Source organism: Tardiphaga sp. (genome assembly GCF_025356345.1).
Classification (GTDB): Bacteria; Pseudomonadota; Alphaproteobacteria; order Rhizobiales; family Xanthobacteraceae; genus Tardiphaga.
Genome location: NZ_JANXTC010000430.1, coordinates 1 through 25,382 on the forward strand (window position 1 = coordinate 1; position 25,382 = coordinate 25,382).

Consider the following 25,382-nt stretch of genomic DNA (forward strand, 5'->3'; position numbering starts at 1 on the left):
ATATCTGATGAAGAAGAACAAGATTGCCATCATCTGGGGCAAGGCGACGCTGGAGACGGCCGGCAAGTTCACGGTGACGAAAGCGGAGGCCGAGGCGCCGAAGGGCGCGCTGGGCGAGGGCGCCTATTCGGCCAAGCACATCATCGTCGCGACCGGGGCGCGACCGCGCGCGCTGCCGGGCCTCGAGCCCGACAAGAAGCTGGTCTGGACCTATTTCGAGGCGATGAACCCGGACAAGATGCCGAAGTCGCTGCTGGTGGTCGGCTCCGGCGCCATCGGCATCGAATTCGCGTCGTTCTACCGCACCATGGGCGCCGAGGTGACGGTGGTCGAGGTGCTGCCGCGGATCCTGCCGGTCGAAGACGCCGAGATCGCCGGCTTTGCGCGAAAACAGTTCGAGAAGCAGGGCATCAAGTTTCTGGTCAACACCAAGGTGACCAAGCTCGACAAGAAGGCCGACAGCGTCGTCGCCACCATCGATGATGGCAAGAAGCCGGTGACCCAGGAATTCGACCGCGTCGTCTCTGCGGTCGGCGTGCTCGGCAACATCGAGGGTTTTGGGCTGGAGAAGCTCGGGGTCAAGACCGAGCGCGGCTGCATCGTCATCGACGGCTATGGCCGCACCAACGTCCCTGGCCTATACGCCATCGGCGACGTCGCCGGCCCGCCGATGCTGGCGCACAAGGCCGAGCATGAGGGCGTGGTCTGCATCGAGAAGATCAAGGGCATGGACCCGCATCCGATGGACAAGCTGCTGATTCCCGGCTGCACCTATTGCCACCCGCAGATCGCCTCGGTTGGCCTGACCGAAGCCAGGGCCAAAGAGAGCGGTCGCGAGATCCGCGTCGGCCGTTTCCCGTTCAGCGCGAACGGCAAGGCGATCGCCATGGGCGAGGATCAGGGCATGGCCAAGGTGATCTTCGACAACAAGACCGGGCAGTTGCTGGGCGCCCATCTGGTTGGCGCCGAGGTCACCGAGCTGATCCAGGGCTTTGTCGTGGCGATGAATCTGGAGACGACGGAAGAGGAGCTGTTCCACACCATCTTCCCGCACCCGACGATTTCGGAGACGATGAAGGAAGCCGTGCTGGATGCCTACGGGCAGGCTCTGAATATGTAGGCCTCGCGATCGCGTCGCTGATCCACATCGTGGTAATCTTGAGCCGGCCCGTTGGGCCGGCTTTTTTCTGGCCGTCGGATCTCGCTACTTTAGTAGCGCCGTCGAGGGTGGTTTCAACGCAACGCATGTTGCCGGCGCGCCACAGTTTCCCAACATTTGATGGCCGCCCCGACCAGCCCTTGCGTGCGCCGCTATTTGGCCACACGCCTCCGTGAAATCATTCTCATCAGCGAATGGCTGCGATGCGCGCGACGACGATGGACATCATCGGATCATCGGCGGTTGGCAGCAGCTGGTGACACAAGGTTCGAAATGGACGCCACGACGCCGAACGCCAGTCTGATACCGCGCCTGCTCAGCCGTCATGTGACGGGACTGGCGCCGCGGCGGTGGCGGGCGGCCGCGCGCGGAGCCGAGACGCGATCTATCCGGTCGATGGTCTTCGAAATCTTCAAAAAGACACCCCATGTCCCGGATTCGAAACCGACTGGCCGCGATGTCGCCAAAGACATGTCCAAAACGGGTGGCTTAGTGTTGCGGATGAATACATCATCCGACCATGGCAACCAGCGGGGTGAGTGTTTCACCCGGACGGGTCCCGTGGTCCCCCGGAATTTGAACGTGAAACAGATCATCGATCACGTTGCCCATCGATGGGCCGATGCGCCAATCACCGGCGGCACGGGTGACGTATATTTGATTGACGAAAAGCGGACCGCGCGCCGGACCAAAGGCCAGCCGCGCGCGACATACCCCATGTCGAGAGTGTTTTGGAAGTATGCCCGGCAGGTTGGAACGGCGAGCCATGGCGCCGGTATCCGTGCCGGCGGGGCGCACGAGAAGCTGTGTTATGCGGATATTTGAGCGGATCATATTTGTCGCGTTTGCCGTGAGTGCCGCGTCCGTGGTGGTGCCGGCGCGCGCCTTCGATGGCGCGCCTGTCAACCCGGATGCCGCGCTGCCGGTGGTATCGGCGATGCCCGGTACGACGGCCTCGATGAAGAAGGCGGCCGCCAAGCCCGATTCTTCGCTGACCGCGTTGCAATATGCCGCCGAGGGCGGGCATCCGATCGCGCAGTGGAAGCTCGGCCGGATGTATGCCGACGGCAACGGCGTCGCGCAGGACGATCTGCGGGCGTTCGAATATTTCAGCCGCATCGCCAATGCCCATGCCGAGGACAGCCCGTCCGCGCCGCAGGCGGTGATCGTCGCCAACGCCTTCGTGGCGCTGGGACGCTATTACCTCGACGGCATCCCGAATTCGAAGGTCAAGGTCGATACCGAGCGCGCCCGCGAGATGTTTTCCTATGCCGCGTCGTATTTCGGCAATGCCGACGCGCAATATGATCTGGCGCGTCTGTACCTGAAGGGCATCGGCGCGCCGCGCGATGCCAAATATGGCGCGCGCTGGCTTGGCCTCGCCGCCCAGAAGGGCCAGCACCAGGCCCAGGCCGTGCTCGGCCAGATGTTGTTCAACGGCGAGCAATTGCCGAAGCAGATGGCCCGCGGCCTGATGTGGCTGACACTGGCGCGCGACAATGCCTCGCCCGAAGAGAGCTGGATCCGGGACAGCTATAACAAGGCGATCTCCAAGGCGTCCGAAGACGACCGCGCGATGGCGCTGCAGATGTTGGAAATCTGGGTGCAGGGCAAGCGCGACTGAGCAGTTCGCGCGACTCTCGCGTTTGTTTCCCGAACGCGGTGCGGCATGTTTATGCCGCTCCGCGGAGCCGGGATCCCGGTTTAATCATAAGTATTACCGGGGCCCTGGATCAGCAGCGCACCACGTCTAAAGCGCGACGCGTTGCGCCGCATCCGGGGAATGCCGGGCGTGTCGTGTCAGGCTCGACCCATTCACGCCGCTTCGAGATCCAGATCGATCCACACCGGCACGTGATCCGACGGCTTCTCCCAGGCACGGACATATTTGTCGATGCCGACATCCAGGAGCTTGTCGCTGGCCTGCGGCGACAGCAGCAGGTGGTCGATGCGGATACCCCAGTTCTTCTGCCAGGCGCCGGCCTGGTAATCCCAGAACGTATATTGCCCGGGTTCGTCGGTGACGGCGCGCAGCGCGTCGGTCATGCCAAGGCCGAGCAGCGCCTGGAAACTTTCGCGGGTCTCCGGCTTGAACAGCGCGTCATTGGCCCAGGCTGCGGGATTGTGCACGTCGGCCGCGGCCGGGATGACGTTGAAGTCGCCAGCCAGGATCAGCGGCTCCTCGGTCTTCAGCCGCAACCGGGTGAATTCCCGCAGCCGTGACATCCATTTCAGCTTGTAGGGGTATTTCTCGGTATCGACCGGATTGCCATTCGGCAGATACAGGCAGGCGACCCGCACCACGCCGGATTTCAGCGACACCACGCCCTCGATGAAGCGGGCATGCAGATCGTCGTCGTCGCCGGCCAGCCCGAGCTTGGATTCCTCGATCGGATATTTCGAGAGTAGCGCGACGCCATTGAACGTCTTCTGGCCGTGGGTGACGACATTGTAGCCGAGCGCCTCGATCGCCTCGCGCGGAAACGCCTCGTCGACGCATTTGATTTCCTGCAGGCAGACGATGTCCGGCGCGCAGTCACGCAGCCAGGTCAGCAGATGGTCCAGCCGCTGCCGGACGGAATTCACGTTCCATGTGGCGATCCGCATATGAAATTTCCTTCCGAACGCAGTTCATCGATGTCCTTATAGCCGCAGACCGACTGGCTGCCATCGAATGAAAACAGGTGAACTGAGAAATGCGATGCTGCCGACAACCTCGCATCATCCCAACCGCGCCGGACTATCCGGGCACCATAGGGGCGCCTGGCGGCGGACCGAAGTACGCAGCGAGCCCTGCGCCGCAATATCGCGTCAGCGGTGAGGGCCACGAAACTTGGGAATGAGGACTTCTGCGACAGCAGTAATCCGGAGTTCGCAACCGCACTTAAGGTTCTAGGTGGGTGGGGCACAATTCGGTGTGAGCGTCGTCGAGCAAGGCTAACCGAGTGCCACTGGTTGAACGTTTGTGCCGCGCAACCAGCAAAATTCTCATTGCCTGAGATTCCGCTAACAATGATGGCAAAAATAAGCCGACGCGGCGTACCATCGTCCGAAATGCCATGATACGCTTTAAGCATAAAGCGCATAAGTCGCTGTCATGGGGCTGGAGACGGGGGTGGACCCGATCATCTTGACCAGCTGACGTGGGATATCATGAAGAAACGAACATCGATCGCCTTGATCGCCGTGCTGGGTGCCGCAGCCATCGCCGCCTATTTGACGCGGTCGTCCTGGAACGGTGCTGCTCCTGTCGCTCAGGCCGCGCCGCGGGCGCGGGTCGTGTCCGTCGAGCTGGCCAAGGCGGAACGCAAACCGGTCCCGTTCGACGTCGATTCAATCGGCACGGTGACGCCGATCTCCAGCGTCGCGCTGAAATCCCGGGTCGAGACCACCATCGTTTCGGTGCATTTTGAAGACGGCGCCAAGGTGCAGGAGGGCGACCTGCTGTTCACCCTCGATTCGCGCCAGATCGACGCCCAGATCGAGCAGGCCGAGGGCATGCTGATGAAGGACCGCGCCCAGCTCGCCGGGGCCGAGCGCGACGTCCGGCGTTTCAGCGACCTGATCGGCAAGGGCGCCACCACCCAGGTCAATGTCGACAACGCCAAGACCGCGTCCGACATTCTGGTCGGCACCATCCAGGCCGACCAGTCGGCGCTCGATAATCTCAAGGTGCAGAAGAGCTACACCCTGATCCGCGCGCCGTTTTCGGGCCGGATCAGCCAGGCCAATGTGAAGGTCGGCAATTTCGTGCGCCCGGCGGATACCACGGCGCTGGCGACCATCAACCAGATGGCGCCGGTCTACGTCTCGTTCGCGATTCCGCAGCGCGTGCTCGGCGACCTGCGCGAGGCCATGGCGGCGGGATCGACCTCGGTGATTGCGACCATTCCCAACAGCGGCCGTTCCGAGAGCGGCAAGGTGGCGATGGTGGAGAACACCGTCGATTCCACCACCGGCATGGTGACGGTGCGCGGTATCATGAGCAACCCCGGCGAAACCCTGTGGCCGGGCATTCTGGTGCAGACCAAGCTGATCGTTCGGACCGAAGAGGGCGTGGTGGTGCCCACCGTCGCGGTGCAGCGCAGCCAGACCGGAAACTACGTGTTCACCGTCAAGAACGGCCTTGCCCACGTGCAGCCGGTCACCATCGAGCGTACTTTCCAGGGCCTGTCGGTCATCACCTCCGGCCTCGCCGGCAGCGAGGACGTCGTCGTCGATGGCCAGTTGCTGCTGACCGAGGGAACGCGGGTCGAAGCCCGGCCCCGCAAGGCGGGAGCCTGAGCCATGACGCTCTCCGAGCTCTGCATCCGCCGCCCGGTGATGACCACCCTCATCACCGCCTCGATCATCGCCTTCGGAATTTTCGGGTTTCGGCTGCTGCCGGTGTCGGCGCTGCCGAAAGTGGACTTTCCAACCATCGCGGTGACGGCCTCGCTGCCGGGCGCCAGCGCCGATACCATGGCGGCCTCGGTGGCCGGCATCATCGAGCGCCAGATGTCGACCATCGCCGGCGTCTCCTCGATGACCTCGAGCTCGTCGCAGGGCTCCACCGCCATCACCATCCAGTTCGAACTGAACCGCAACATCGACGCGGCGGCGCTGGATGTGCAGACCGCGCTGACCATCGCGCAACGCCGGCTGCCGATCGAGATGACGATCCCGCCGAGTTTTCGCAAGGTCAATCCCGGCGACTTTCCGGTGCTGTTCATCTCGCTGACCTCGCCGACGCTGCCGCTGTCGACGGTCAATGAATTCGGCGACATCACGATCGGCCAGTCGCTGTCGCAGATCCCGGGCGTCGCCCAGGTCTCGATCTTCGGCACCCAGAAATTCGCGATCCGCGTGCAGGCCGATCCGGAAGCCGCCGCGGCGCGCGGCCTGTCGCTGGAGGATATTCGCGCGGCGGTGTCGCGCGCCAATTCGTCGACGCCGGTCGGCACACTGAACGGGCCGAAGCAGGACATTTCGCTGCAGGCCTCCGGGCAGATGGACAAGGCCGCGGACTATCGCCAGGTGGTGGTGGCCTGGCGCAATGGTTCACCGGTCAAGCTCGACGAAGTCGCCAGGATCTATGACAGCGTCGAGAACGACAAGGTCGCGACCTGGCTGAATGGCGAGCGCGCCATCGTGCTGGCGATCCAGAAGCAGCCTGATGCCAATACGGTGGCGGTGGTCGACGGCGTGCTGGCCAAGCTGCCGGCGCTGCGCGCGCAGATCCCGCCATCGATCAAGGTCAATGTGATGATGGATCGCTCGATCTCGATCCGCCAGGCGGTGGCCGACGTCGAGGAGACGCTGCTGATCGCGGTCGGGCTGGTGATCATCGTGATCTTCCTGTTCCTGCGCTCCGCCTCCGCCACCTTCATTCCCGCGCTGGCGGTGCCGATCTCGCTGTTCGGCACCTGCGCCGTGATGTACATGATGGACTTCTCCATCAACAACATGACGCTGCTGGCGCTGACGCTGTCGGTCGGCTTCGTGGTCGACGACGCCATCGTGATGCTGGAGAACATCGTTCGCCACATCGAGCACGGCATGAAGCCGTTCGACGCGGCGCTGAAGGGCGCCCGCGAGATCGGCTTCACAATCATCTCGATCACCTTCTCGCTGATCGCGGTGTTCATCCCGGTGCTGCTGATGGGCGGCATCGTCGGCCGCGTGTTCCGTGAATTCGCCATCACCATCGCGGTGGCCATCGTGGTGTCCGGCTTCGTGTCGCTGACGCTGACGCCGATGCTGTGCGCCCGCGTGCTGAAGGCGCATGATCCGCACAAAAAGGAAAACATCGTCCTGCGGCTGTTCGAGCGCATGTTCGCCGGCTGGCTGCGCGGCTATGAATGGGCGCTCGACCATGTGCTGGCGCACAAGGCGCTGATGCTGGTCGTGACGATCGCGACGCTGGGCGGCACCGTCTATCTCTATATGCTGGTGCCGAAGGGCTTCTTTCCGCAGGAGGATACCGGCTTCCTGACCGGCGTCACCGAGGCCGCCACCGACACCTCGTTCGAGGCGATGAAGGTGCGGCAGCAGGCGCTTAGCGAGGTGCTGCGCGCCGATCCGGCGGTCGATTACATCAATTCGACGATCGGCTCCGGCGGCCCCAACCCGACCGCCAATTACGGCCGCATGTTCATCGCGCTGAAGCCGCAGCAGGAGCGCGACAAGGCGCCGGTGGTGATCGCGCGATTGCGGCAGAAGGCCACCGCGGTGCCCGGCCTGCAGGCGTTCTTCCAGAGCATCCAGAACCTCAATGTCGGCGGCCGGCCGTCGAAGAGCCAGTATCAGTATTCGCTGCAGAGCAGCGACACCGAGACGCTGTACCGCGTGGCACCGGAGATGCGCGAGAAGATCTCGCAGGTGCCGGGCCTGCTCGATGTCACGACCGACCTCTACATCAAGAATCCGCAGATGACCGTGGACATCGACCGCGAGAAGGCCGCGGTCTATGGCATCACCGTCGATCAGGTCCGCAACCAGCTCTACAACGCGTTCGGCTCGCGCCAGGTCGGCACCATCTACATGCCGACCAACGACTACCAGATCATCCTCGAGGCGCAGCCGCAGTTCCGGATCGATCCGTCGGACATCTCGAAACTCTACATGAAGACCGCCAACAACCAGACCATCCCGCTCAGCGCGGTGGCGCGGCTGGTGCCGTCGGTCGGGCCGCTGCAGATCAACCATCAGGGCCAGCAGCCGGCGGTGACGATCTCCTTCAACCTGCAGCCGGGCTATTCGCTGGGCTATGCCGTCGACCAGATCACCGCGATCGAGGGCGCCTCCAACCTGCCGATCACCATCGGTACCGGCTTCTCCGGCACCGCGCAGGTGTTCCAGGATTCGTTGCGCGGGCAGGGCGTGCTGATCCTCGCCGCTGTGTTCGCCGCCTTCGTCATTCTCGGCATTCTCTACGAGAGCTTCATCCATCCGATCACGATCATTTCCGGTCTGCCGTCGGCGGGTATCGGCGCCATCCTGACCCTGATGCTGTTCAACATGGAGCTGTCGGTGATCGCGATGATCGGCATCGTCATGCTGGTCGGCATCGTCAAGAAGAACGCCATCATGATGGTCGACTTCGCGCTCGAGCGACGCCGGGTCGGGCTGTCCGCCGAACATGCGATCCGCGAGGCCGCGCTGCTGCGCTTCCGGCCGATCATGATGACCACCTTCGCCGCGATCTTCGGTACGCTGCCGATCGCGCTGGGGGCGGGGGCCGGGGCCGAGCTGCGCCAGCCGCTCGGCGTCGCGGTGGTCGGCGGCCTCTGCGTGTCGCAGATCCTGACGCTGTTCATCACCCCGGTGATCTACATCTATCTCGACCGCATCGACCGCAAGCTGAAGCGCCGCCTCGAGCCGCAGAACGAGGACTATGACGACGAGCGTCCGCGCGTCGTGGCCGCGGAATAGCGCCGCGGAGCTGGCCGCGCCTGCCGGGGATGCACAGCCCGGAGGGCGCGGTGCTGGTCAGGCCGGCATCGCCCGGATCACCGACGCGGCGCAGACGATCGCCATGATCGACGGCAGCACCCAGCGGGCGTGCCGGCGAATTTCAACCGCCAGCGGGTGAAACCGCGAGTCGCGATTGTCATGCGGGCCGGCCACCACGCCGTCGATCAGCAGCACGATGATGAGGTAGAAATAGCCGAGCGAAATGATCATCGCGATCGGCGTATTCAGCGAGATCGATCCCGGGAAGCTGGCCTCGAAGGTGAAGCTGATCGCGGCCAGCGCCAGCAGCGCGGAAAACACCAGGCTGCCCTTTTCCTTCGGGTGCACGCCGGGCATCCAGAGCAGGAAGATCGACACCGCCAGCACCGCGCAGATCGGAATGAAGAGCCGCAGGATGAAGCGACCCGACAGCCGCTCGATCGCCACGGTGGCATGGAGCCGTGAATAGCTGCGCGCGTTCCAGCCGGTGGATTCGTCATAGACGAAGCTCAGCGCCAATGGTCGCCAGTCGATCACCGACAGTCTGCTCTCCACCCGCGAGAACAGCCGGTCCGTCTCGGTGCTGACCAGGATAGCCTCCTGCCGGGCGTAGCGCGGCAGTGAGAATGACAGCGTGATGTCCTGGCGGTCGAACGGAAACGCGGACATGTCCATCGCGATCCGGAAATCCGCCTCATAGCGTTCGACGGTCACGATGCCGCCATCGGCGAACGCCGACACCGCGATGGTCCGGGCCTGCGGCGGGCTGATCTGGTTGTCGACCACCAGTCCTGGCGTCCAGATCGAACCGACGAACCGTTCGGCGTCGCCGCCGACGCGGTCAATCCGCGCCGAGCCGGCCTGGGCGGCATCGAAACGCCGCCGCGGATCGGTCCAGCGCTGCGTGACCTCGATATAGAGCCGGGCGCGTCCGGCGACTTCCTTGATCTCGGTGATATTGAGCACGGTGAGGCCGACCCGCACCTTCACCGGCAGTTCGACGCCGGTCGGCAATTCGTCCTTTTCGGCGGCATGCAGGGGTGCCGCAAGGCACGCGCATGCGGCGAGCAGCAGCATCGGAAGCCATCTCATGCCCGCGTCCCATGAGGTGCCAGGATCAGCCGCGCCAGGATCGAGAACGTGACGAAGGCCAGGATGGACGCCACCAGCGCGGCCGCGATCAGTTCGGTACGGGTCCGGTGCTTCTGCTGATTTTGATAGGCAAAGCTTTTCACCGCGACGATCGTGCCGATCATTCGGCCGCTGAAATCGATCAGCGGCTGCGCCAGAACGCCGTGGCTGACGCCGTGGAAGCTGTGTTCGGTAACCTCGCGGCTGCGGGTCTGCGGCGCGGCGCCGTCGCGTAGCAGGGCATCAAAGACGGGCTCGTCGGTGGACGCAAACAGGATCAGATCGCCGAACACCTTGCCGGGTACCTTGTCGTTCGGGCCGCGCGGCGGCGGCTCAGCCAGCGACTGGCTGAGCACGATGGCGATGTCGGCATTGGTCACCGCCTTGACCTGCTCCAGAATGGGCTCGAGGTTGAGCCCGGCCTCGACGCTACCGGCGAACTGGTCGCCGTCCTGGACGACGGCAATGCCGCGCACGAAGGTGCCGGCGACGCCGATCTCCAGCCCGACCTGCGAACGGCGGCCGCGGTTCGCGGCAAGCACCATCGGGCGGATCTTGGTCAGGTCGTCGCCGAAATTCTCCGGCAGATGCAGACGAAGCAGATATTTCATGTCGGCGCTGTGGAATCCGAAGATCGGGACGGCCTGGCTCCGAAGATAGCCATAGGTCCCGGCCGTAAGCCGCATCAGCTCGGCGCGGTTGCCGGTGGCCAGCGCATGGCCGACCGCCGGCTGGCGGGCGGCGATCTCGGCCTGCGCCAGCGCGAAGCGGCCGGCCTGGTCGAGCGCCGCGGTGATGGCCTGGCTGACCGCGACCATCTGCGTATCGCGGTCATGCGCGGCCATCTCGTCCTGGACCGAGAACATCATGGCGACCATCGCGCCGAAACCGGCGGCGAGAACCAGCGATGTGGCCAGCCCGACCCGGACCGCCCCGAGCGGTCGCGTTCGGCGCTGCCGCAAGCCGTCGATTGCCAAAGTCATTCAATGTCCTGAGCGTGCGGAAACCGATGTCCCGGATCGCTTGTCGCGCTTGGGTGTCCTTGCGCCGCTTCGGGACGAGAACAGGTGCGGGCGAGTGGCTCGCGTAACGAAAAGCCCGGTGGTGATCAAGCCAAGCGGCATGTCCTTGAGACGGACGATCAAGACAAAAAGGATTATCTCGCAAACAGGATTTCCTCGGCACCTCCGGCCGCGGGCGGAGCTGACCGAGACGCCGGATTCAGGAGCGCCGGCGTGCCCGCGGCTCTGCTGGTCAGGCGTTGCCGGGCGCCGCGAGGCGGAAATGCGCCGGGCTCGAACTCCAGGCTGGATTGCTGTCGTATGCGGCAAGGAAAATTCGCGTCTTGGTCGTGCGTTGCTGGAGTTGCTTGTCATGCCGGATCGGGGGGAGAGAATGGTCGAGGCGATGCGGTTGCGTGGCATGACGAAACAGCACGCCTTGGCCTTCGCGCTGGGGGTCAATGAGAGCACGATCACGCGCTGGAAGAACAATGGGCCGATGTCGGTCAACAGCGCCGTGCAGCTGTGCCGGGCGCTCGATATCTCGCTGGACTGGTTCCTGAATGGCGCCGGCACGATCGATGCTCCCAGGCCCAAACCCGAACCGCGACCGGCTGTGGAGACCGGGCTGCTGCGCCGCTTGCGGCGCGTCGAGGCGGCGTTGAGCGACCCATCCAAGGCGCTGCTGGTCTCCCTGATCGACTCGATCCTGCCCGATGACAGGGCGGTCTGAGCCGGCTTGCCGGCCGCGCAAGAACAGTGGCTGTGCCTTGTCGTGAATGCAACCATTAAGTGTATTTAGTGCGGGATATACTCGTTAAAGTTGCATTACCCTCGATTGCGTAAATAACGGGGGCAACTTGAGCCGGCGCCGCCGGCGGGAGATCCAACATGGCAACCACGATCACCATCAACGTGACCAACAACAGTCCGTATACTCAGAACTTCTACTTTTTCCAGCAGCCGGCGCAGTATTCCGGCGGGCTCCAAGTCTACACTAACAGCCTCTACACGCAGACGCTGCTACCCTTCGCCACGTCCGGCGCGGTGCTCACTTTCTCGATGATTTTGCAGTATTATGCCGGCGTTCAGCAGCAGATCTCGCCACCGGTGGTGGGCCAACCCTCCGGGCAATTGGCGGCGATCCAGGCCATCAACCTCACGCCCGCGGCGGGCGGCACCCAGACCAACAACACCACCACCATGACGGTGGCCCCTTCGCTCGGACTGTCGCCGCCGGTCTCGACGCTGGGGCCGCAGGCGGGTTCGTTCCGCATCATAACGCCGACCTTCAATCCGATCCTGTCGAACTATAATGCTGGTTCGGCGGTGCAGTCGCTGTCAGGGCAGATCACGCTGTCAAACTTCGTCACCGTGCAGCCGACCAGCAATCTTGATTGCCAGCCGGTGATTGTCTTCTATGTCCAGACCGGAACCTACACGCCGGGGACGGTGATGAACTTCACCAGCTCGTCGATCAACGCCGCGACCTGTGACGCAACGCCGGGCTACACGACCTTCAACGTGTCCTATAATCTCGACGGCACCTGGACCGTCAAGAACATGGCGGTGTCGCGGATGGCCGACGGACGGCAGGGGTTGATCGAGCGATCCACCAGTTCGACCGCGTGGAGCCCTTCGGTGGCGGCCAATGCTCAGGTGATGAACGAGGCCGGCACCGGCGAGATCTCCACCGGCTACGCGGCCAGCTTTGCCCGGCCGACCACGATCACCAATCTCAGCAACCCCGGCGGCATCAGCCGGCTGAGCGAGTACCAGATCGGGCCGACCGGCGGGCCCTATGGCGGCAGCATGTGTACCTCCATCGTCGATACCACGGGCGTGTTCTCGGCGTAGCCGTCGCAGGAGCATCTTGGCTGTGACGGTGCGGACTGAGCCGTGATGGCTGGATCGCCGGAGGCCTCGGTCGAGGCTTCCGGCGTCATGCGTTGAGGTCACGATGGATTTAGAAGTCGACTGAGATCGCGAGGCATATCGAAACGGCCGCCGAACTTGCCGGATTCCATGGGCGGGAATATTCTACGTAGGGTTGGCGGTTTCCCTGCGAAGGAGACGGATCATGTCCGATGTGCAAGGTCGTATCGTGCGGAATCCAGCCATACTTGGCGGAAAGCCGACGATCCGTGGAACGCGAATGTCGGTTGAATTCATCATCGGAGTGATGGCCGACGGATGGAGCGTGGCTGATATCCTCGCCAACTATCCGCATATCACCGCGACGACGTCGCGGCCTGTCTGTGCTATGTTCGCCAGGTTGTGTGCACCTATCGCGGTCCCTTGCGAAGGGAGCTGCACTCGTAGCGTCATGGTCAGATCGAAAAGCTCGTCCCGCAGCCGCACGACGCCGTGGCGTTCGGATTGACGACGCGGAACGACGCGCCGATCAGGTCGTCGACGAAATCGACTTCGGAGCCGGCGAGGAACGGCACCGAGGCCGAGTCGACCAGCACCACCGCGCTTTCGCGCGCAATCACCAGGTCGTCGTCGGCGCGGGCACGATCAACGTCGAATTTGTAGGAAAAGCCCGAGCAGCCGCCGCCTTCGACCGAAATCCGCAACATGGCGCCGTCGCCCTCGGTCTTGAGGATCTCGCCGATGCGGCGGGCGGCCCGCTCGCTGATGGTGACGCTGGCTGCTGTCATGACGTGACTCCGGTAAGATCGCGGGAATTGGCAGAATATTTGAATAACCCGCAACCCATAGTTAAGTGCGCTGGACAGCGGAATCAATCAGATAAGGACAAATCAACGTGGCGGTTGGAATGGCGGCTCCCCGGGCGCTTTATGCCTGCGACCCCGGGCGCAGTCGCGGCCGGCTGTTCGCCGAGCCAGAAAGTGCGACCCGCAGCGCGTTTCGCCGGGATTGCGACCGGGTGATCCATTCGACGGCGTTTCGCCGTCTCAAGCACAAGACCCAGGTGTTCGTGTTCCACGAGGGCGATCATTACCGGACCCGGCTCACCCATACGCTGGAAGTGGCGCAGATCGCCCGCGCCATTGCGCGGCAGCTCGGTCTCGACGAGGATCTCACCGAAACGCTGGCGCTGGCCCATGACCTTGGCCATCCGCCGTTCGGCCATGCCGGGGAGCGGGCGCTGGACGCTTGCCTGGAGGCCCATGGCGGCTTCGACCATAACGCCCAGACGCTGCGCGTGGTGACCTCGCTCGAACACCGTTATCCCGATTTCGACGGCCTCAATCTGACCTGGGAAGCGCTGGAAGGCATCGTCAAGCACAATGGCCCGCTGACCGACGCCCAGGGCGAGGCGATCGGCCGCTACGCCGGCCATGGACTGCCATTCGGCATCACCGATCATGACCGCGTCTATAGTCTCGAACTGTCGAGCTTCGCCTCGCTGGAGGCGCAGGTCGCAGCCCTCGCCGACGACATCGCCTATGATGCCCATGACATCGACGACGGCCTGCGCGCCGGGCTGTTCACCGTCAACGACCTGCGCGAAATGCCGCTCACCGCGGACATGATCGACGATATCGCCGCGCGCTATCCCGATCTCGACGAGGTCCGGCGCGGCGCCGAGCTGGTGCGCGAACTGATTTCCTATCTGATCGGCGCGGTGGTCACCGAGGCGGAAAAGCGGCTGGGCGCGGCCGGCCTGGACTCGGTGGAAGCCGTGCGCCGCCATGGCGCCGTGCTGATCGCATTTCCGCGCGAGGCGGAGAAGGCCGAGCAAGGCATCAAGGCGTTCCTGAAGCTGCGGATGTATCGCCATGAGCGGGTGATGCGGGTGATGGGCGAGGCGGAGAGCGTGTTGTTCGACCTGTTCGCGCGCTACCAGCGGGTGCCGGCCGACATGCCGCCGGAATGGCTGCAGGCGGAGCCGGAATCGGATACCGACCGGGCTCGCCGGATCGGCAATTTCATCGCCGGCATGACCGATCGATTTGCCATCACCGAGCACATCCGGCTCTTTGACTCGACCCCGGAATTGCGTTAGGCGACGCCTGTAAGTGCCTTCCATAGCTACGAAATCGGCTCTCGACCCGCGCGGGGTCGAGGTCCGGAAGTTGGTGATTTCCGGTTAAGCCGCTACATCACCTTGCCATCCCAGCCGGAATGATCCGGCGCAAGTTCTGGTCTTCTTATGTCCGCTCCGTCTCCGCATCTGTTTGCCAATGTGCTCGCGCGCGTTCACGCGGTCTGCCACGCGCTCGTCGCCGAGGGCGTGTTGCCGGCGGGTCTCGATCTTGCGCGCGTGGTGGTGGAGCCGACCAAGGATGCTTCGCATGGCGACATGGCGAGCAATGCCGCGATGGTGCTGGCGAAGGAAGCGAAAGCCAAGCCGAAGGATATCGCCGAAGCGATCGCCGCGAAACTGCGCGACGACGATCTGATCGCCTCGGTCGAGGTCGCAGGTCCCGGCTTCATCAATCTGACGCTGAAGACCGCGGCCTGGGCGGATGCGCTGCGCGCGGTGCTGCGCGACGGTTCAGCCTACGGCCAGAGCACGCTCGGCGCGCGCGAAAAGGTCAATGTCGAATATGTTTCGGCCAACCCGACCGGGCCGATGCATGTCGGCCATTGTCGTGGCGCGGTGTTCGGCGATGCGCTGTGCAGCCTGCTTTCGACCGCCGGCTTCAACGTGGCGCGCGAATATTACATCAACGATGCCGGCGCGCAGGTCGACGTGCTGGCGCGTTCGGCGCATCTTCGCTACCGTGAGGCGCTGGGCGAAGACATTGGTGCGATCCCGGAAGGGCTGTATCCCGGCGATTATCTGGTGCCGGTCGGGCAGGCGCTGGCGGCCGAGTTTGGCGACGCTTTGCTGAAGCTGCCCGAAGCCGAATGGCTGCTGGTCGTGCGTCCGAAGGCGATCGCCGGCATGATGGAGATGATCCGCACCGATCTCGCCGCGCTCAACATCCAGCATGACGTGTTCTTCTCGGAGCGTTCCTTGATCGCCGGCGACACCGACAGGGTCGCCGCGACCATCGAATTTTTGCGCGCCAAGGGCGACGTCTATCTGGGCCGATTGCCGCCGCCGAAGGGCAAGCCGGTCGACGATTATGAAGACCGCGAGCAGACCCTGTTCCGCGCCACTGCCTATGGCGACGACGTCGACCGCCCGCTTCTGAAATCGGATGGCGGCTACACTTACTTCGCCTCCGACATCGCTTATCACAAGACCAAGTTCGACCGCGGCTTCCATAACATGGTCGACGTCTGGGGCTCCGATCACGGCGGCTATATCAAGCGCGTGCAGGCGGCGATCAAGGCGGTCACCGCCGGGCAGGGCCTGCTCGATGTCAAGATCGTGCAGCTGGTCAAGCTGTTGCGCGACGGTGAGCAGGTCAAGATGTCGAAGCGCTCCGGTGACTTCGTCACCTTGCGCGAAGTCGTCGACGAGGTCGGCCCCGACGCGGTGCGCTTCATGATGCTGTTCCGCAAGAATGACGCGGTGCTGGATTTCGACCTCGCCAAGGTCAAGGAACAGTCCAAGGACAATCCGGTATTCTACGTTCAGTACGGCCACGCCCGAGGCCATTCGATCTTCCGCAACGCCAGGGAGATGTTGACCGACCTGCCGGAAGCCGAACCGGCGCGGGTGGCGTATCTGCGGGACGCGGCGGTGGAGCGGCTCGACGACGCGGCGGAGTTGGGCCTGATGCGGCAATTGGCGTTGTACCCGCGGATGATCGAGGCGGCGGCGGCGGCCCACGAGCCGCACCGGATCGCGTTTTATCTGTACGATCTGGCCAGCGCGTTCCATGCGTTATGGACCCGCGGGCGGGATATGCCTCATTTACGCTTCATTATCACTAATGATGCAGTAATTACCAAGGCGCGACTGGCACTGGTCCAGGGCGTTGTCTCGGTTCTGGCATCGGGTCTTGCCGTCCTCGGCGTCTCCGCACCAGACGAGATGCGGTAGGCAGGGGCGGCCGTCGGGTGGGGGATCCAAGGCGCACTCAATGATAGCGGCTGTTTCGCTGAAAAGCGGGCAGGCGGCTTTCCCGAAGGGGACGCGACATCACCATGGCTGATCGATATCAGGAGCGACCCTTTCCCGCGGATGGCGATTACAATCGCGGTACCGACCGTGCGAAACCCCGGACCGAGGGTGACCCGCTGGCTGAATTGGCGCGGCTGATCGGGCAGACCGATCCGTTCGCGGGCTATGGCCGCGATGGCCAGCCGCCGCGTCGCCAGGAACCTGTCCTGCAGGAAGATCCCGCCGACTACGAAGCCGAGGTGCCGCCGCCCGGTCCGCCGACATGGATGCAGCGCGTCGCCGCCCATGATGCCCAGCAGCAGGAATTAGAGAATTTGAAATCGCAACCGCGTTATGCCGCCCCCTATCCCGAGCCGGAGCCGGAATATCATCAGGAACCGAGCTTTGCCGCGTCTGGATACCCGCGCGAGCAGGCGGCTGATCCCGGGCGTTATGACGATGCGCTGTATGGCCATGCCGACAGCCGCGAGCCGCAGCTCGACGCTCCCTATCAGGACGACCCCTACGCCTTTCCGGACAGCTATGACGAGCCCGAGGAGGCCCCGAAGCGCCGCGGCGGCATGGTCACCGTCGCCGTGGTTCTGGCGCTGGCCGTGGTCGGCACCGGCGCGGCTTTCGCCTATCGTACCTTTATCGGTGCGCCGCGCAGCGGCGAGCCACCGGTGATCCGGGCCGATGCCGGCCCGAACAAGGTGGTGCCGCCATCATCGGCCGATGCCAGCGGCAAACTGATCCAGGATCGCCTTGGCGGTCCGGCCCCCGAGAAGCTGGTGTCGCGCGAAGAACAGCCGGTCGACGTGCAGGACAACACCAAAGCGGGACCCCGCGTCGTGTTTCCGCCGCTGAACCAGAACGCCATGCCGCCTTCTGCTGCCAGCGTCGCGCCGAGCGCCCGACCGATGGTCGGCAATGGCGCCGTGCAGGGTGACGAGCCGCGCCGGATCCGCACATTCTCGGTGAAGGGCGACCAGGCCGATGGCGCCAGTGCCACGCCGGCCTCGCGTCAGGCGCCCGCCCGCATCACCGCGCCCGTGGCGCCGGCGCCCGCCCGGTCGGCTGCCCCCGCGAATGCCAATGCCTCCGCCAATGCCCCGATGTCGCTATCGCCACAGGCGGCTCCGGCGGCCCCGGCGCCGGCCCGGGTCGCCAACAATGCGCCGCAGCAGGTTGCTCCGGCCGCTGCTGGCGGCGGCGGTTATCTGGTGCAATTGTCGTCGCAGCGCAGCGAAGGCGAGGCCCAGGCCTCGTTCCGGTCGCTGCAGGGCAAGTTCCCGGCGGTGCTGGGATCGCGCAGCCCGGTGATCCGGCGCGCCGATCTCGGCGAGAAGGGCACCTATTATCGCGCCATGGTCGGGCCATTCGCGTCCGCGGAAGAAGCCACGCAATTCTGCGGCACGTTAAAAACTGCTGGTGGGCAGTGCGTCGTCCCAAGGAATTAACGGCCGTTTCCTTGACCCTGGCCGTTGATGGGGGCTAATCGGCCCCATGAGCACACGAGCCTTCATCACCGGCGTCGCCGGACTGGAATTGACCGCTGAGGAGCGCGCGTTTCTGCGCGCCGAGCGGCCATGGGGTTTTATCCTGTTCAAGCGCAACATCGATAATCCGGCACAAGTTGCCGGGTTGGTTGAGGAATTACGCGGAGCCACCGGTGACCTCGACGCTCCGGTGCTGATCGACCAGGAGGGCGGGCGGGTACAAAGGCTCGCGCCGCCGCATTGGCCCGTCTATCCCCCCGGCGCGATTTTTGGCGTGCTCTATGACATCGATCCCGAACTGGGCCTGAAGGCCGCGTGGCTGAGCAGCCGGCTGATCGCCGCCGATCTGGTCGATCTCGGCATCACCGTCGATTGCCTGCCGCTGGCCGATGTGCCGGTGCAGGGCGCCGATGCCGTGATCGGCAATCGCGCCTATGGCACCGAACCCGGCAAGGTCGCGGCGATCGCCCGCGCCGTCACCCAGGGCCTGGAGCAGGGCGGCATCCTGCCGGTACTCAAGCATATCCCCGGCCACGGCCGCGCCACCGCCGATACCCATTTCAAATTGCCGGTCGTGGATACCTCCGCTGCCGAGCTGGAAGCCATCGACTTCGCCGCCTTCCGGCCGCTGGCCGATTTACCGATGGCGATGACCGCACATGTTGTGTTTAGCGCCCTTGATGCCGTCCAACCGGCGACCACTTCTGCGACAATCATCGAACAGGTGATTCGCGGCAGTATCGGTTTCCAGGGTGTGTTGATGAGTGATGACGTCTCGATGAATGCGCTGGCAGGAACGATCGCCGAGCGGACCCGGGCGATCGTCGCGGCCGGTTGCGACATCGTTCTGCATTGCAATGGCAAGCTCGATGAAATGCGCGCCGTGGCTGCCGAGACGCCACTCCTCGCAGGCCTCGCGCTGCGGCGGATCCGAGCGGCGCTGGCCACCCGTCTTCAGCCGTTGCCGTTCGACCGCGCGGCGGGCCGGGCGGAACTCGAGGCCTTGATTGGCCGGGCAGGAGCGGGCGCATGAGCGCGGAAATTCTGTCATTCGAGACCGGGCTGCCGACCGAAATCATCGCCGACGACGAGCCTTCGCTGGTCGTCGATGTCGAGGGCTATGAAGGGCCGCTCGACCTGTTGCTGGCGCTGGCGCGGCAGCAGAAGGTCGATCTGCACAAGATCTCGATCCTGGCACTGGCGGACCAGTATCTGCTGTTCATCGAAGCCGCGCGAAAAATCCGGCTTGAACTCGCCGCCGACTATCTGGTGATGGCGGCCTGGCTGGCTTTCCTGAAATCACGTCTGCTGCTGCCGGAGCCAGCGACGCCTGACGGTCCCAGCGCCGAGGACATGGCAACCGCGCTGGCCAACCGGCTGCGCCGCCTTGAAGCCATTCGCGAGGCCTCGAACCGGCTGATGACGCGGCCGCAATTGCAGCGCGACGTGTTTGCGCGCGGCATGCCGGAGGCGATCGCCGAGGTCAAGCACCCGCGCTTCACCGCCACGCTGTACGATCTGCTGTCGGCCTATGCCACGCAGCGTCAGTCCCGGGTGTTGACACGGGTCCATCTCGCCCGTCGGACGGTGTGGTCGCTCAGCGAAGCCCGGGCCTCGCTGGAGCGTCTGGTCGGCATGGCCGAGGACTGGAGCCGGCTCGACGAATATCTGCTGGCCTACATCGTCGATCCCGCGCAGCGCGCCACCGTGATGGCGTCGAGCTTCGCGGCGGCGCTGGAAATGGTGCGCGAAGGCACCATCGATATCAGCCAAAAAGAAGCGTTTGCACCTTTGTACTTTCGCAAGCCCCCGCCGCGTTCCGCGTCGGCCGTGCTCGCGGAGCCGGAAGTTCCGGTCGAGTAAGTGGAAGAAGGAGATCCCGACATGGCAAACCTCGCCGAGAAAATCATGATCGACGATGCCGAGGATCAGATCGCGCAGCCGGAGACCCAAATCGTCGCGCGTCCCGAGGAATTGCGTCTGCTCGAAGCGTTGCTGTTCGCCTCCACCGAGCCGCTCGAGCAGTCGGCGCTGGCCAAGCGCATGCCCGACGGGACCGACATCAAGGCGGCGCTGGCGCAGCTGCAGGCCGATTACGCGATGCGTGGCGTCAATCTGGTGCGCGTTGCCAGCAAGTGGACGTTTCGCACCGCGGGCGACCTGTCGTGGCTGATGACCCGCGAGATCACCGAGACGCGAAAATTGTCGCGCGCGGCGATCGAGATGCTGGCGATCGTCGCCTATCATCAGCCCGTTACCCGCGCCGAGATCGAAGACATCCGCGGCGTCGTGACCTCCAAGGGCACGCTCGACGTGTTGCTGGAGACCGGCTGGATCCGGCCGCGCGGCCGTCGCAAGACGCCGGGCCGGCCGCTGACCTTCGGCACTACTGACGCGTTTCTCTCGCAATTCAGCCTCGAGGCGCTCGGCGACCTGCCGGGTCTGGAGGAGCTGAAAGGCACCGGCCTGCTGGATTCCCGGCTGCCCGCCGGCTTCAGCGTGCCCAACCCGTCGGACGATCCGACGTTGCGCGAGGATGAAGAGCCGCTCGAAAGCGAAGATCTGCAACTCTCGCTGTCGGCTCCCGATCCGGAATTTCCGGACCTTCAGGCCGCGGCGATCGATGCCGTCGAATTGGATGTCGCCGAACGGCAGCTCGTCGATCCCGAGGCGGCCGAGGAAGTAGTGGCGGCGGACGAGGTCGAAGCCCTGGTCGCTGAATCCGACGCGGCTGAGCTCGAACTGGTCGAGGATGACACCGAAGCCCTGGAGCCTGGCCTCGAAGCCGACGCGCCGGAAACCACCGACCTTGAGGCCAACGTGTTTGACGTTGCCGAATTCGAGGAAACCGAGACCGTTGATCTGGCGCCCAGGGTGGGCGAGGCCGGCTCCGACGAGCTGGATGACGACAGCAAAAGCTGACGACGCGGAATTAACGCTCGCGGCAATGCGCCGCGTTATCCGCGATTCCGCGAGGGCTTAGGTCCTTGTTTTTGACACCCCCGCGGCCTACGTTCCGGTCAGATTGACGGGCCGGCGACGGGCCGCGTGTTTGGAGGTTATCAGGATGGGTTCACTCAGCATTTGGCATTGGATCGTCGTGATCGGAGTGGTCCTGCTGTTGTTCGGGCGCGGCAAGATCTCCGACCTGATGGGCGACGTCGCGCAGGGCATCAAGGCCTTCAAGAAGGGCATGGCGGATGACGACAAGCCGGTCGCCGACAAGCCGGTCGAGCCGGTGCGCACCATCGACCAGCCGCCGGTTGCAACCGCCCCGGCTGCCGCCGCGCGCAGCGATGCCGGCAGCAAGGTCGTTTGAGCCGCCCGCAGGGTTTCGCAACTCTTGCGGCATTTTCGAGGCAACGGTCGTTTCCGTCTGAATTCGTGAGATTTTTCTTGCGGCGAATGTGTGGCGACGCCATTGAAGGAGACGTGGGGCAGTCCAGTCTCGCGTGAGCGGATTTTTTCATGTTCGATATCGGGTGGAGTGAACTGGTCGTCATCGCGGTGGTCGCGCTGGTTGCCATCGGCCCGAAGGAACTGCCCGCCGTACTGCGCATGGTCGGGCAGTGGATGGGCAAGGCGCGAAAAATGGCCTCGGAGTTCCAGGGCCAGTTCAACGAAGCGATGCGCGAAGCCGAAATGGCCGACGTCAAGAAAGCCTTCGACGACGTCAAGGATGCGGCTTCCGGATTCAGCACCAATAACATCATGACCTCGCTGACCAAGGACGTTGGCGACGCCATGACCATCGACAAGATCGACAATGTGGACACCCCCGTGACGACGCCGACCACGCCGGAGCCGCCGACTCCGGAGACCTTTGTCGAGGCGGAGGCGCACGCCGCGGCAATGGAGCCGTTGGCGATAACCCAGGAATTCCAGCCGGCCACGACGGAAGTGCCGCCGGCCCATGATGTCGTCAACGACGACGTTGCCAATCCCGAGATTCTCAAGGACGCCAAAGCGTCATGAGCGCCGAAGACATCGATGCCTCCAAGGCGCCCCTGATGGACCACCTGATCGAGCTGCGTTCGCGGCTGATCAAGGCGATCCTGGCGTTCGCCATTGCCTTCATCTTCTGCTTCTTCTTCGCCAAGCAGATCTACAACGTGCTGGTGTGGCCGTTCGTCTGGGTCGCCGGCCCCGAGAATTCCAAATTCATCTATACCGCGCTGCTGGAGTATTTCCTGACTCAGCTCAAGCTGGCGATGTTCGGCGCTGGCTTCATCTCGTTCCCGATCATCGCGGCGCAGATCTACATGTTCGTGGCGCCCGGGCTCTACAAGCACGAGCGCGGCGCGTTTCTGCCCTATCTGATCGCCACGCCGTTCTTCTTCGCGCTTGGCTCGCTGCTGGTGTATTTCCTGGTACTGCCGATGCTGATCCGCTTTTCGCTGGGCATGCAGCAGGCCGGCTCCGCCGAAACCGCGCAGATCCAGTTGCTGCCCAAGGTCGGCGAATATCTGTCGCTGATGATGTCGCTGATCTTTGCCTTCGGCATCGCGTTCCAGTTGCCGGTGATCCTGACATTGCTTGGCCGGATCGGAGTCTTGACCTCGCAGCAGCTCAAGGAGAAGCGCCGCTACTTCATCGTCGTCGCTTTCGTCATCGCTGCGGTGCTGACGCCGCCCGACGTCATCAGCCAGGCCTCGCTCGCGATCCCGCTGCTGATTCTCTACGAAGGCTCGATCATCGCGGTGCGGATCGTCGAAGGCAAAGCCGCCCGGGCCGCCGCGGCGAAGGCCGCGGCAACCGGTACCGATGTGACGCCGGCGGAGTAGGGACGGAGCTTCTGGCGTTGAGGCACCGTAGCTGTTGCGACGCCACGAAGGATGACGGCATTCCCCATTCCAAATCGGCGTCATTCGGGGTACTCAAGGCCGCGTTTGCCAAGGACCCCCGCCATGCACGATATCAAAGCGATCCGCGACAATCCCGAGGCTTTTGACGCCGCGCTGAAGCGGCGCGGGCTGGCGTCGGTGGCGGCGTCGCTGATCGCGATCGACGAGACCCGGCGGACGTCGATCCTCGCCTCCGAACTGGCGCAGGCGCGCCGCAACGCGGCGTCGAAGGAAATCGGCGAGGCCAAGAAGAACAAGGATGACGCCCGCGCCAATGCGTTGATGGCCGAGGTCACCGAACTCAAGACGACGATGCCGGAGATGGAAGCCGCGGTGAAGGCCGCCGAGGAGCAGCTCAAGACCGCGCTGGCCGGAATTCCGAACCTGCCGCTGGCCGAGGTGCCGGATGGCGCCGACGAGCACGGCAATGTTCCGCATCACCAGTTTGGCGCCAAACGCAGCTACACTTTTTCGCCCAAACCGCATTACGATCTCGGCGAGGCCATGGGTTTCATGGACTTCGAAGCGGCAGCCAAATTGTCGGGCGCACGCTTCGTGGTACTCAAGAAAGGGTTGGCGCGGCTGGAGCGGGCGATCGGCCAGTTCATGCTCGATCTGCACACCAACGAGCATGGCTATGACGAGATCAATCCGCCCTTGCTGGTCAAGGACGAGGCGATGTTCGGCACCACGCAACTGCCGAAATTCGAGGACGATCAGTTCTGGGTGATGGGCGAGGGCGGCCGTCTCGGCCTGATCCCCACCGCCGAAGTGCCGTTGACCAATCTGGTCCGGGAATCCATCCTCGATGAAAAGCAGTTGCCGCTGCGCATGGCGGCGCTGACGCCGTGTTTTCGCGCCGAGGCGGGAGCGGCCGGTCGCGACACCCGCGGCATGATCCGCCAGCACCAGTTCACCAAGGTCGAACTGGTATCCATCACCACGCCGGACAAGTCGCACGAGGAGCATGAGCGCATGCTGGCCTGCGCCGAGGAAGTGCTTCGCAAGCTGGATCTGCATTACCGCGTCATGACGCTGTGCACCGGCGACATGGGCTTTGCCTCGCAGAAGACTTACGACATCGAAGTCTGGATGCCGGGCCAGGGCGAGGGCGGCGCCTATCGTGAGATCTCATCCTGTTCGGTGTGTGGCGATTTCCAGGCCCGCCGTATGGAGGCGCGCTACCGCGCCGCCGATGGCAAGCCGCGCTTCGTGCATACGCTGAATGGCTCGGGCACGGCGGTCGGCCGCGCGCTGATCGCGGTGATGGAAAACTACCAGCAGGAAGACGGCTCGATCGCTGTGCCGGATGTGCTGCAACCCTATATGGGCGGGTTGAAAGTCGTGCAGCGCGGCTGATCGCGCTGCGTGTCTGCTATACGCGCTCCGCGGTCAGCACCGCGCATTTGGCTTTTTCGGCCTTGACGTTGACGAAGCCGATATGGGTCAGCGGAAACACCTTGCGGCTTTTCATGTCGATCGTATCGCTGATGGTGCGGCGGCGCTCGGTCGCGTAGCTGCCGTCCTTGCTGCTGAACCTGCACAGCAACTCGATATCCTTTACCGCGTAGCCATTGCGGTTGCGCAGGGTAAAGGTCATCAGCGCCCTGGAGCCGAGGCCGCCGCGCGAAAATCTCTGTTTGGAGACCGTCAGCCGTCCCATCGCCGCCACCACCGCGGCGGCATGGACAATAGGAGGTCCCGCCGATGTATCGTTCGCCTCATCGATGCTGGCGACGCTCAGCGTCACGGGTTCGGTCTCGCTGCCGGACTGGATTTCCTGCGGAAACAAGATCCAGATCAAAGCTGCGGTAACCGCCGTGGCGACGGGTAGCCCGAATAGCATCACGCGATTGATCGGGATGGTCATCTTCGTCGTTCCTGCCGGGGCTCCACGGTCGCATGCGGCAGTCGTGGGCGGGTGACACAAACTCGAACGGACTCACTCTCTGCTAAGAACCACGGAGCTGGAAAAATGTTCCAACGCTTTAAGGATCTGGTGTTGCTGCGCGCAAGCGCTCCGCTACGTAGCCCAGAAAGCGTTGGTCAAATCCCGCCGATGCTGGCAAAAGTCGCTGCCCGCCAAGGGCGGACCGGTCGAAAAGGCAGCTGTGCGCATGCGAATTCTCTGTACCAATGATGATGGCATCCACGCCCCCGGCCTGAAAATTCTCGAGCAGATCGCCAAGGAATTGTCCGACGACGTCTGGGTGGTCGCGCCCGAACTCGATCAGTCCGGCGTCTCGCATTCGCTGTCGCTCAACGATCCACTGCGGCTGCGCGAAATCGGTCCGCGACATTTTGCCGTACGGGGCACGCCGACCGATTGCGTGATCATGGGCG

At 64.0% G+C, this 25,382-nt stretch carries 24 protein-coding genes; 19 read left to right on the forward strand and 5 right to left on the reverse strand.

Features of this window, described 5'->3' with window-relative positions; translation table 11 throughout:
- The 3 genes from lpdA to Q0S16_RS26215 all read left to right on the forward strand — a co-directional run.
- On the forward strand, positions 1-1,120 hold a 1,120-nt coding region (lpdA, locus tag Q0S16_RS26205; RefSeq protein WP_295855473.1), incomplete at its 5' end, for a dihydrolipoyl dehydrogenase.
- A 312-nt stretch (positions 1,121-1,432) separates the two neighbouring features.
- Positions 1,433-1,984, forward strand: coding sequence for a hypothetical protein (locus tag Q0S16_RS26210; RefSeq protein ID WP_295855476.1), 552 nt, complete (start codon positions 1,433-1,435; stop codon positions 1,982-1,984).
- Positions 1,971-2,783: a tetratricopeptide repeat protein gene (locus tag Q0S16_RS26215; protein WP_295855480.1), complete on the forward strand. Its 813-nt coding sequence runs from the start codon at positions 1,971-1,973 to the stop codon at positions 2,781-2,783. The genes Q0S16_RS26210 and Q0S16_RS26215 overlap by 14 nt, the downstream gene beginning before the upstream one ends.
- A 191-nt stretch (positions 2,784-2,974) precedes the next feature.
- On the opposite strand, the gene xth is transcribed toward Q0S16_RS26215, so the two are convergent.
- Positions 2,975-3,766: an exodeoxyribonuclease III gene (gene xth, locus Q0S16_RS26220; RefSeq protein WP_295855482.1), complete on the reverse strand. Its 792-nt coding sequence runs from the start codon at positions 3,764-3,766 to the stop codon at positions 2,975-2,977.
- 546 nt (positions 3,767-4,312) lie between these two features.
- Between xth and Q0S16_RS26225 the strand changes: the two genes are divergently transcribed.
- Together Q0S16_RS26225 and Q0S16_RS26230 are read left to right on the forward strand one after the other, a co-directional pair.
- The gene (locus tag Q0S16_RS26225; RefSeq protein WP_295855485.1) at positions 4,313-5,443 is read left to right on the forward strand and encodes an efflux RND transporter periplasmic adaptor subunit; all 1,131 of its coding nucleotides are present in this window, start codon (positions 4,313-4,315) and stop codon (positions 5,441-5,443) included.
- 3 nt (positions 5,444-5,446) lie between these two features.
- Positions 5,447-8,572: an efflux RND transporter permease subunit gene (locus tag Q0S16_RS26230; RefSeq protein ID WP_295855487.1), complete on the forward strand. Its 3,126-nt coding sequence runs from the start codon at positions 5,447-5,449 to the stop codon at positions 8,570-8,572.
- Positions 8,573-8,629: 57 nt separating this feature from the next.
- On the opposite strand, the gene Q0S16_RS26235 is transcribed toward Q0S16_RS26230, so the two are convergent.
- Both Q0S16_RS26235 and Q0S16_RS26240 read right to left on the reverse strand, forming a co-directional pair.
- Positions 8,630-9,685 carry a neurotransmitter-gated ion-channel ligand-binding protein gene (locus Q0S16_RS26235; protein ID WP_295855490.1) on the reverse strand — a complete coding sequence of 352 codons (1,056 nt, stop codon included), beginning with the start codon at positions 9,683-9,685 and terminating at the stop codon, positions 8,630-8,632.
- Positions 9,682-10,707 carry a cache domain-containing protein gene (locus Q0S16_RS26240; RefSeq protein WP_295855493.1) on the reverse strand — a complete coding sequence of 342 codons (1,026 nt, stop codon included), beginning with the start codon at positions 10,705-10,707 and terminating at the stop codon, positions 9,682-9,684. Before Q0S16_RS26240 ends, Q0S16_RS26235 begins: the two co-directional genes overlap by 4 nt.
- Before the next feature lie 118 nt (positions 10,708-10,825).
- Between Q0S16_RS26240 and Q0S16_RS26245 the strand changes: the two genes are divergently transcribed.
- The 3 genes from Q0S16_RS26245 (at position 10,826) to Q0S16_RS26255 (ending at position 13,108) form a co-directional block, all read left to right on the forward strand.
- Complete coding sequence (locus tag Q0S16_RS26245; protein ID WP_295855495.1) at positions 10,826-11,458, forward strand: helix-turn-helix transcriptional regulator; 633 nt, start codon at positions 10,826-10,828, stop codon at positions 11,456-11,458.
- A 158-nt stretch (positions 11,459-11,616) separates the two neighbouring features.
- Entirely contained in the window at positions 11,617-12,582 is a 966-nt protein-coding gene (locus Q0S16_RS26250; protein WP_295855497.1) for a hypothetical protein, read from the forward strand.
- Positions 12,583-12,880: 298 nt separating this feature from the next.
- Positions 12,881-13,108: a DUF433 domain-containing protein gene (locus tag Q0S16_RS26255; protein WP_295855535.1), complete on the forward strand. Its 228-nt coding sequence runs from the start codon at positions 12,881-12,883 to the stop codon at positions 13,106-13,108.
- Here the strand turns inward: Q0S16_RS26255 and erpA are convergent.
- Positions 13,056-13,388 (reverse strand): iron-sulfur cluster insertion protein ErpA, encoded by a 333-nt coding sequence (gene erpA / locus Q0S16_RS26260; RefSeq protein WP_295855501.1) that lies wholly within the window; start codon positions 13,386-13,388, stop codon positions 13,056-13,058. The genes Q0S16_RS26255 and erpA overlap by 53 nt on opposite strands.
- A gap of 119 nt (positions 13,389-13,507) precedes the next feature.
- Here erpA and Q0S16_RS26265 point away from each other — a divergent pair, with 119 nt between their 5' ends.
- From Q0S16_RS26265 to serS, 10 genes are all read left to right on the forward strand, one after another.
- Positions 13,508-14,701 carry a deoxyguanosinetriphosphate triphosphohydrolase gene (locus Q0S16_RS26265; RefSeq protein WP_295855503.1) on the forward strand — a complete coding sequence of 398 codons (1,194 nt, stop codon included), beginning with the start codon at positions 13,508-13,510 and terminating at the stop codon, positions 14,699-14,701.
- Between the two features lie 147 nt (positions 14,702-14,848).
- Positions 14,849-16,636, forward strand: coding sequence for an arginine--tRNA ligase (gene argS / locus Q0S16_RS26270; RefSeq protein WP_295855506.1), 1,788 nt, complete (start codon positions 14,849-14,851; stop codon positions 16,634-16,636).
- Between the two features lie 104 nt (positions 16,637-16,740).
- Positions 16,741-18,156, forward strand: a complete 1,416-nt coding sequence (locus Q0S16_RS26275) for an SPOR domain-containing protein (RefSeq protein ID WP_295855507.1) — start codon at positions 16,741-16,743, stop codon at positions 18,154-18,156.
- Between the two features lie 46 nt (positions 18,157-18,202).
- A complete protein-coding gene (gene nagZ, locus Q0S16_RS26280) occupies positions 18,203-19,228 on the forward strand; it encodes a beta-N-acetylhexosaminidase (RefSeq protein ID WP_295855510.1) in 1,026 nt (341 codons plus the stop codon).
- Positions 19,225-20,058: a ScpA family protein gene (locus tag Q0S16_RS26285; protein WP_295855513.1), complete on the forward strand. Its 834-nt coding sequence runs from the start codon at positions 19,225-19,227 to the stop codon at positions 20,056-20,058. Before nagZ ends, Q0S16_RS26285 begins: the two co-directional genes overlap by 4 nt.
- 21 nt (positions 20,059-20,079) lie before the next feature.
- Complete coding sequence (gene scpB / locus Q0S16_RS26290; RefSeq protein WP_295855516.1) at positions 20,080-21,117, forward strand: SMC-Scp complex subunit ScpB; 1,038 nt, start codon at positions 20,080-20,082, stop codon at positions 21,115-21,117.
- Positions 21,118-21,262: 145 nt separating this feature from the next.
- Complete coding sequence (locus Q0S16_RS26295; RefSeq protein ID WP_295855517.1) at positions 21,263-21,514, forward strand: twin-arginine translocase TatA/TatE family subunit; 252 nt, start codon at positions 21,263-21,265, stop codon at positions 21,512-21,514.
- A 149-nt stretch (positions 21,515-21,663) separates the two neighbouring features.
- Positions 21,664-22,170 carry a Sec-independent protein translocase protein TatB gene (gene tatB / locus Q0S16_RS26300; protein ID WP_295855519.1) on the forward strand — a complete coding sequence of 169 codons (507 nt, stop codon included), beginning with the start codon at positions 21,664-21,666 and terminating at the stop codon, positions 22,168-22,170.
- The gene (tatC, locus tag Q0S16_RS26305) at positions 22,167-22,979 is read left to right on the forward strand and encodes a twin-arginine translocase subunit TatC (protein WP_295855523.1); all 813 of its coding nucleotides are present in this window, start codon (positions 22,167-22,169) and stop codon (positions 22,977-22,979) included. The genes tatB and tatC overlap by 4 nt, the downstream gene beginning before the upstream one ends.
- A gap of 123 nt (positions 22,980-23,102) precedes the next feature.
- Positions 23,103-24,398, forward strand: coding sequence for a serine--tRNA ligase (serS, locus tag Q0S16_RS26310; RefSeq protein WP_295855527.1), 1,296 nt, complete (start codon positions 23,103-23,105; stop codon positions 24,396-24,398).
- Between the two features lie 16 nt (positions 24,399-24,414).
- On the opposite strand, the gene Q0S16_RS26315 is transcribed toward serS, so the two are convergent.
- Entirely contained in the window at positions 24,415-24,909 is a 495-nt protein-coding gene (locus tag Q0S16_RS26315) for a hypothetical protein (protein WP_295855529.1), read from the reverse strand.
- Positions 24,910-25,156: 247 nt separating this feature from the next.
- Here Q0S16_RS26315 and Q0S16_RS26320 point away from each other — a divergent pair.
- Positions 25,157-25,382, forward strand: a 226-nt coding sequence (locus Q0S16_RS26320) for a 5'/3'-nucleotidase SurE (RefSeq protein WP_295855532.1), incomplete at its 3' end; no start/stop codon positions are given.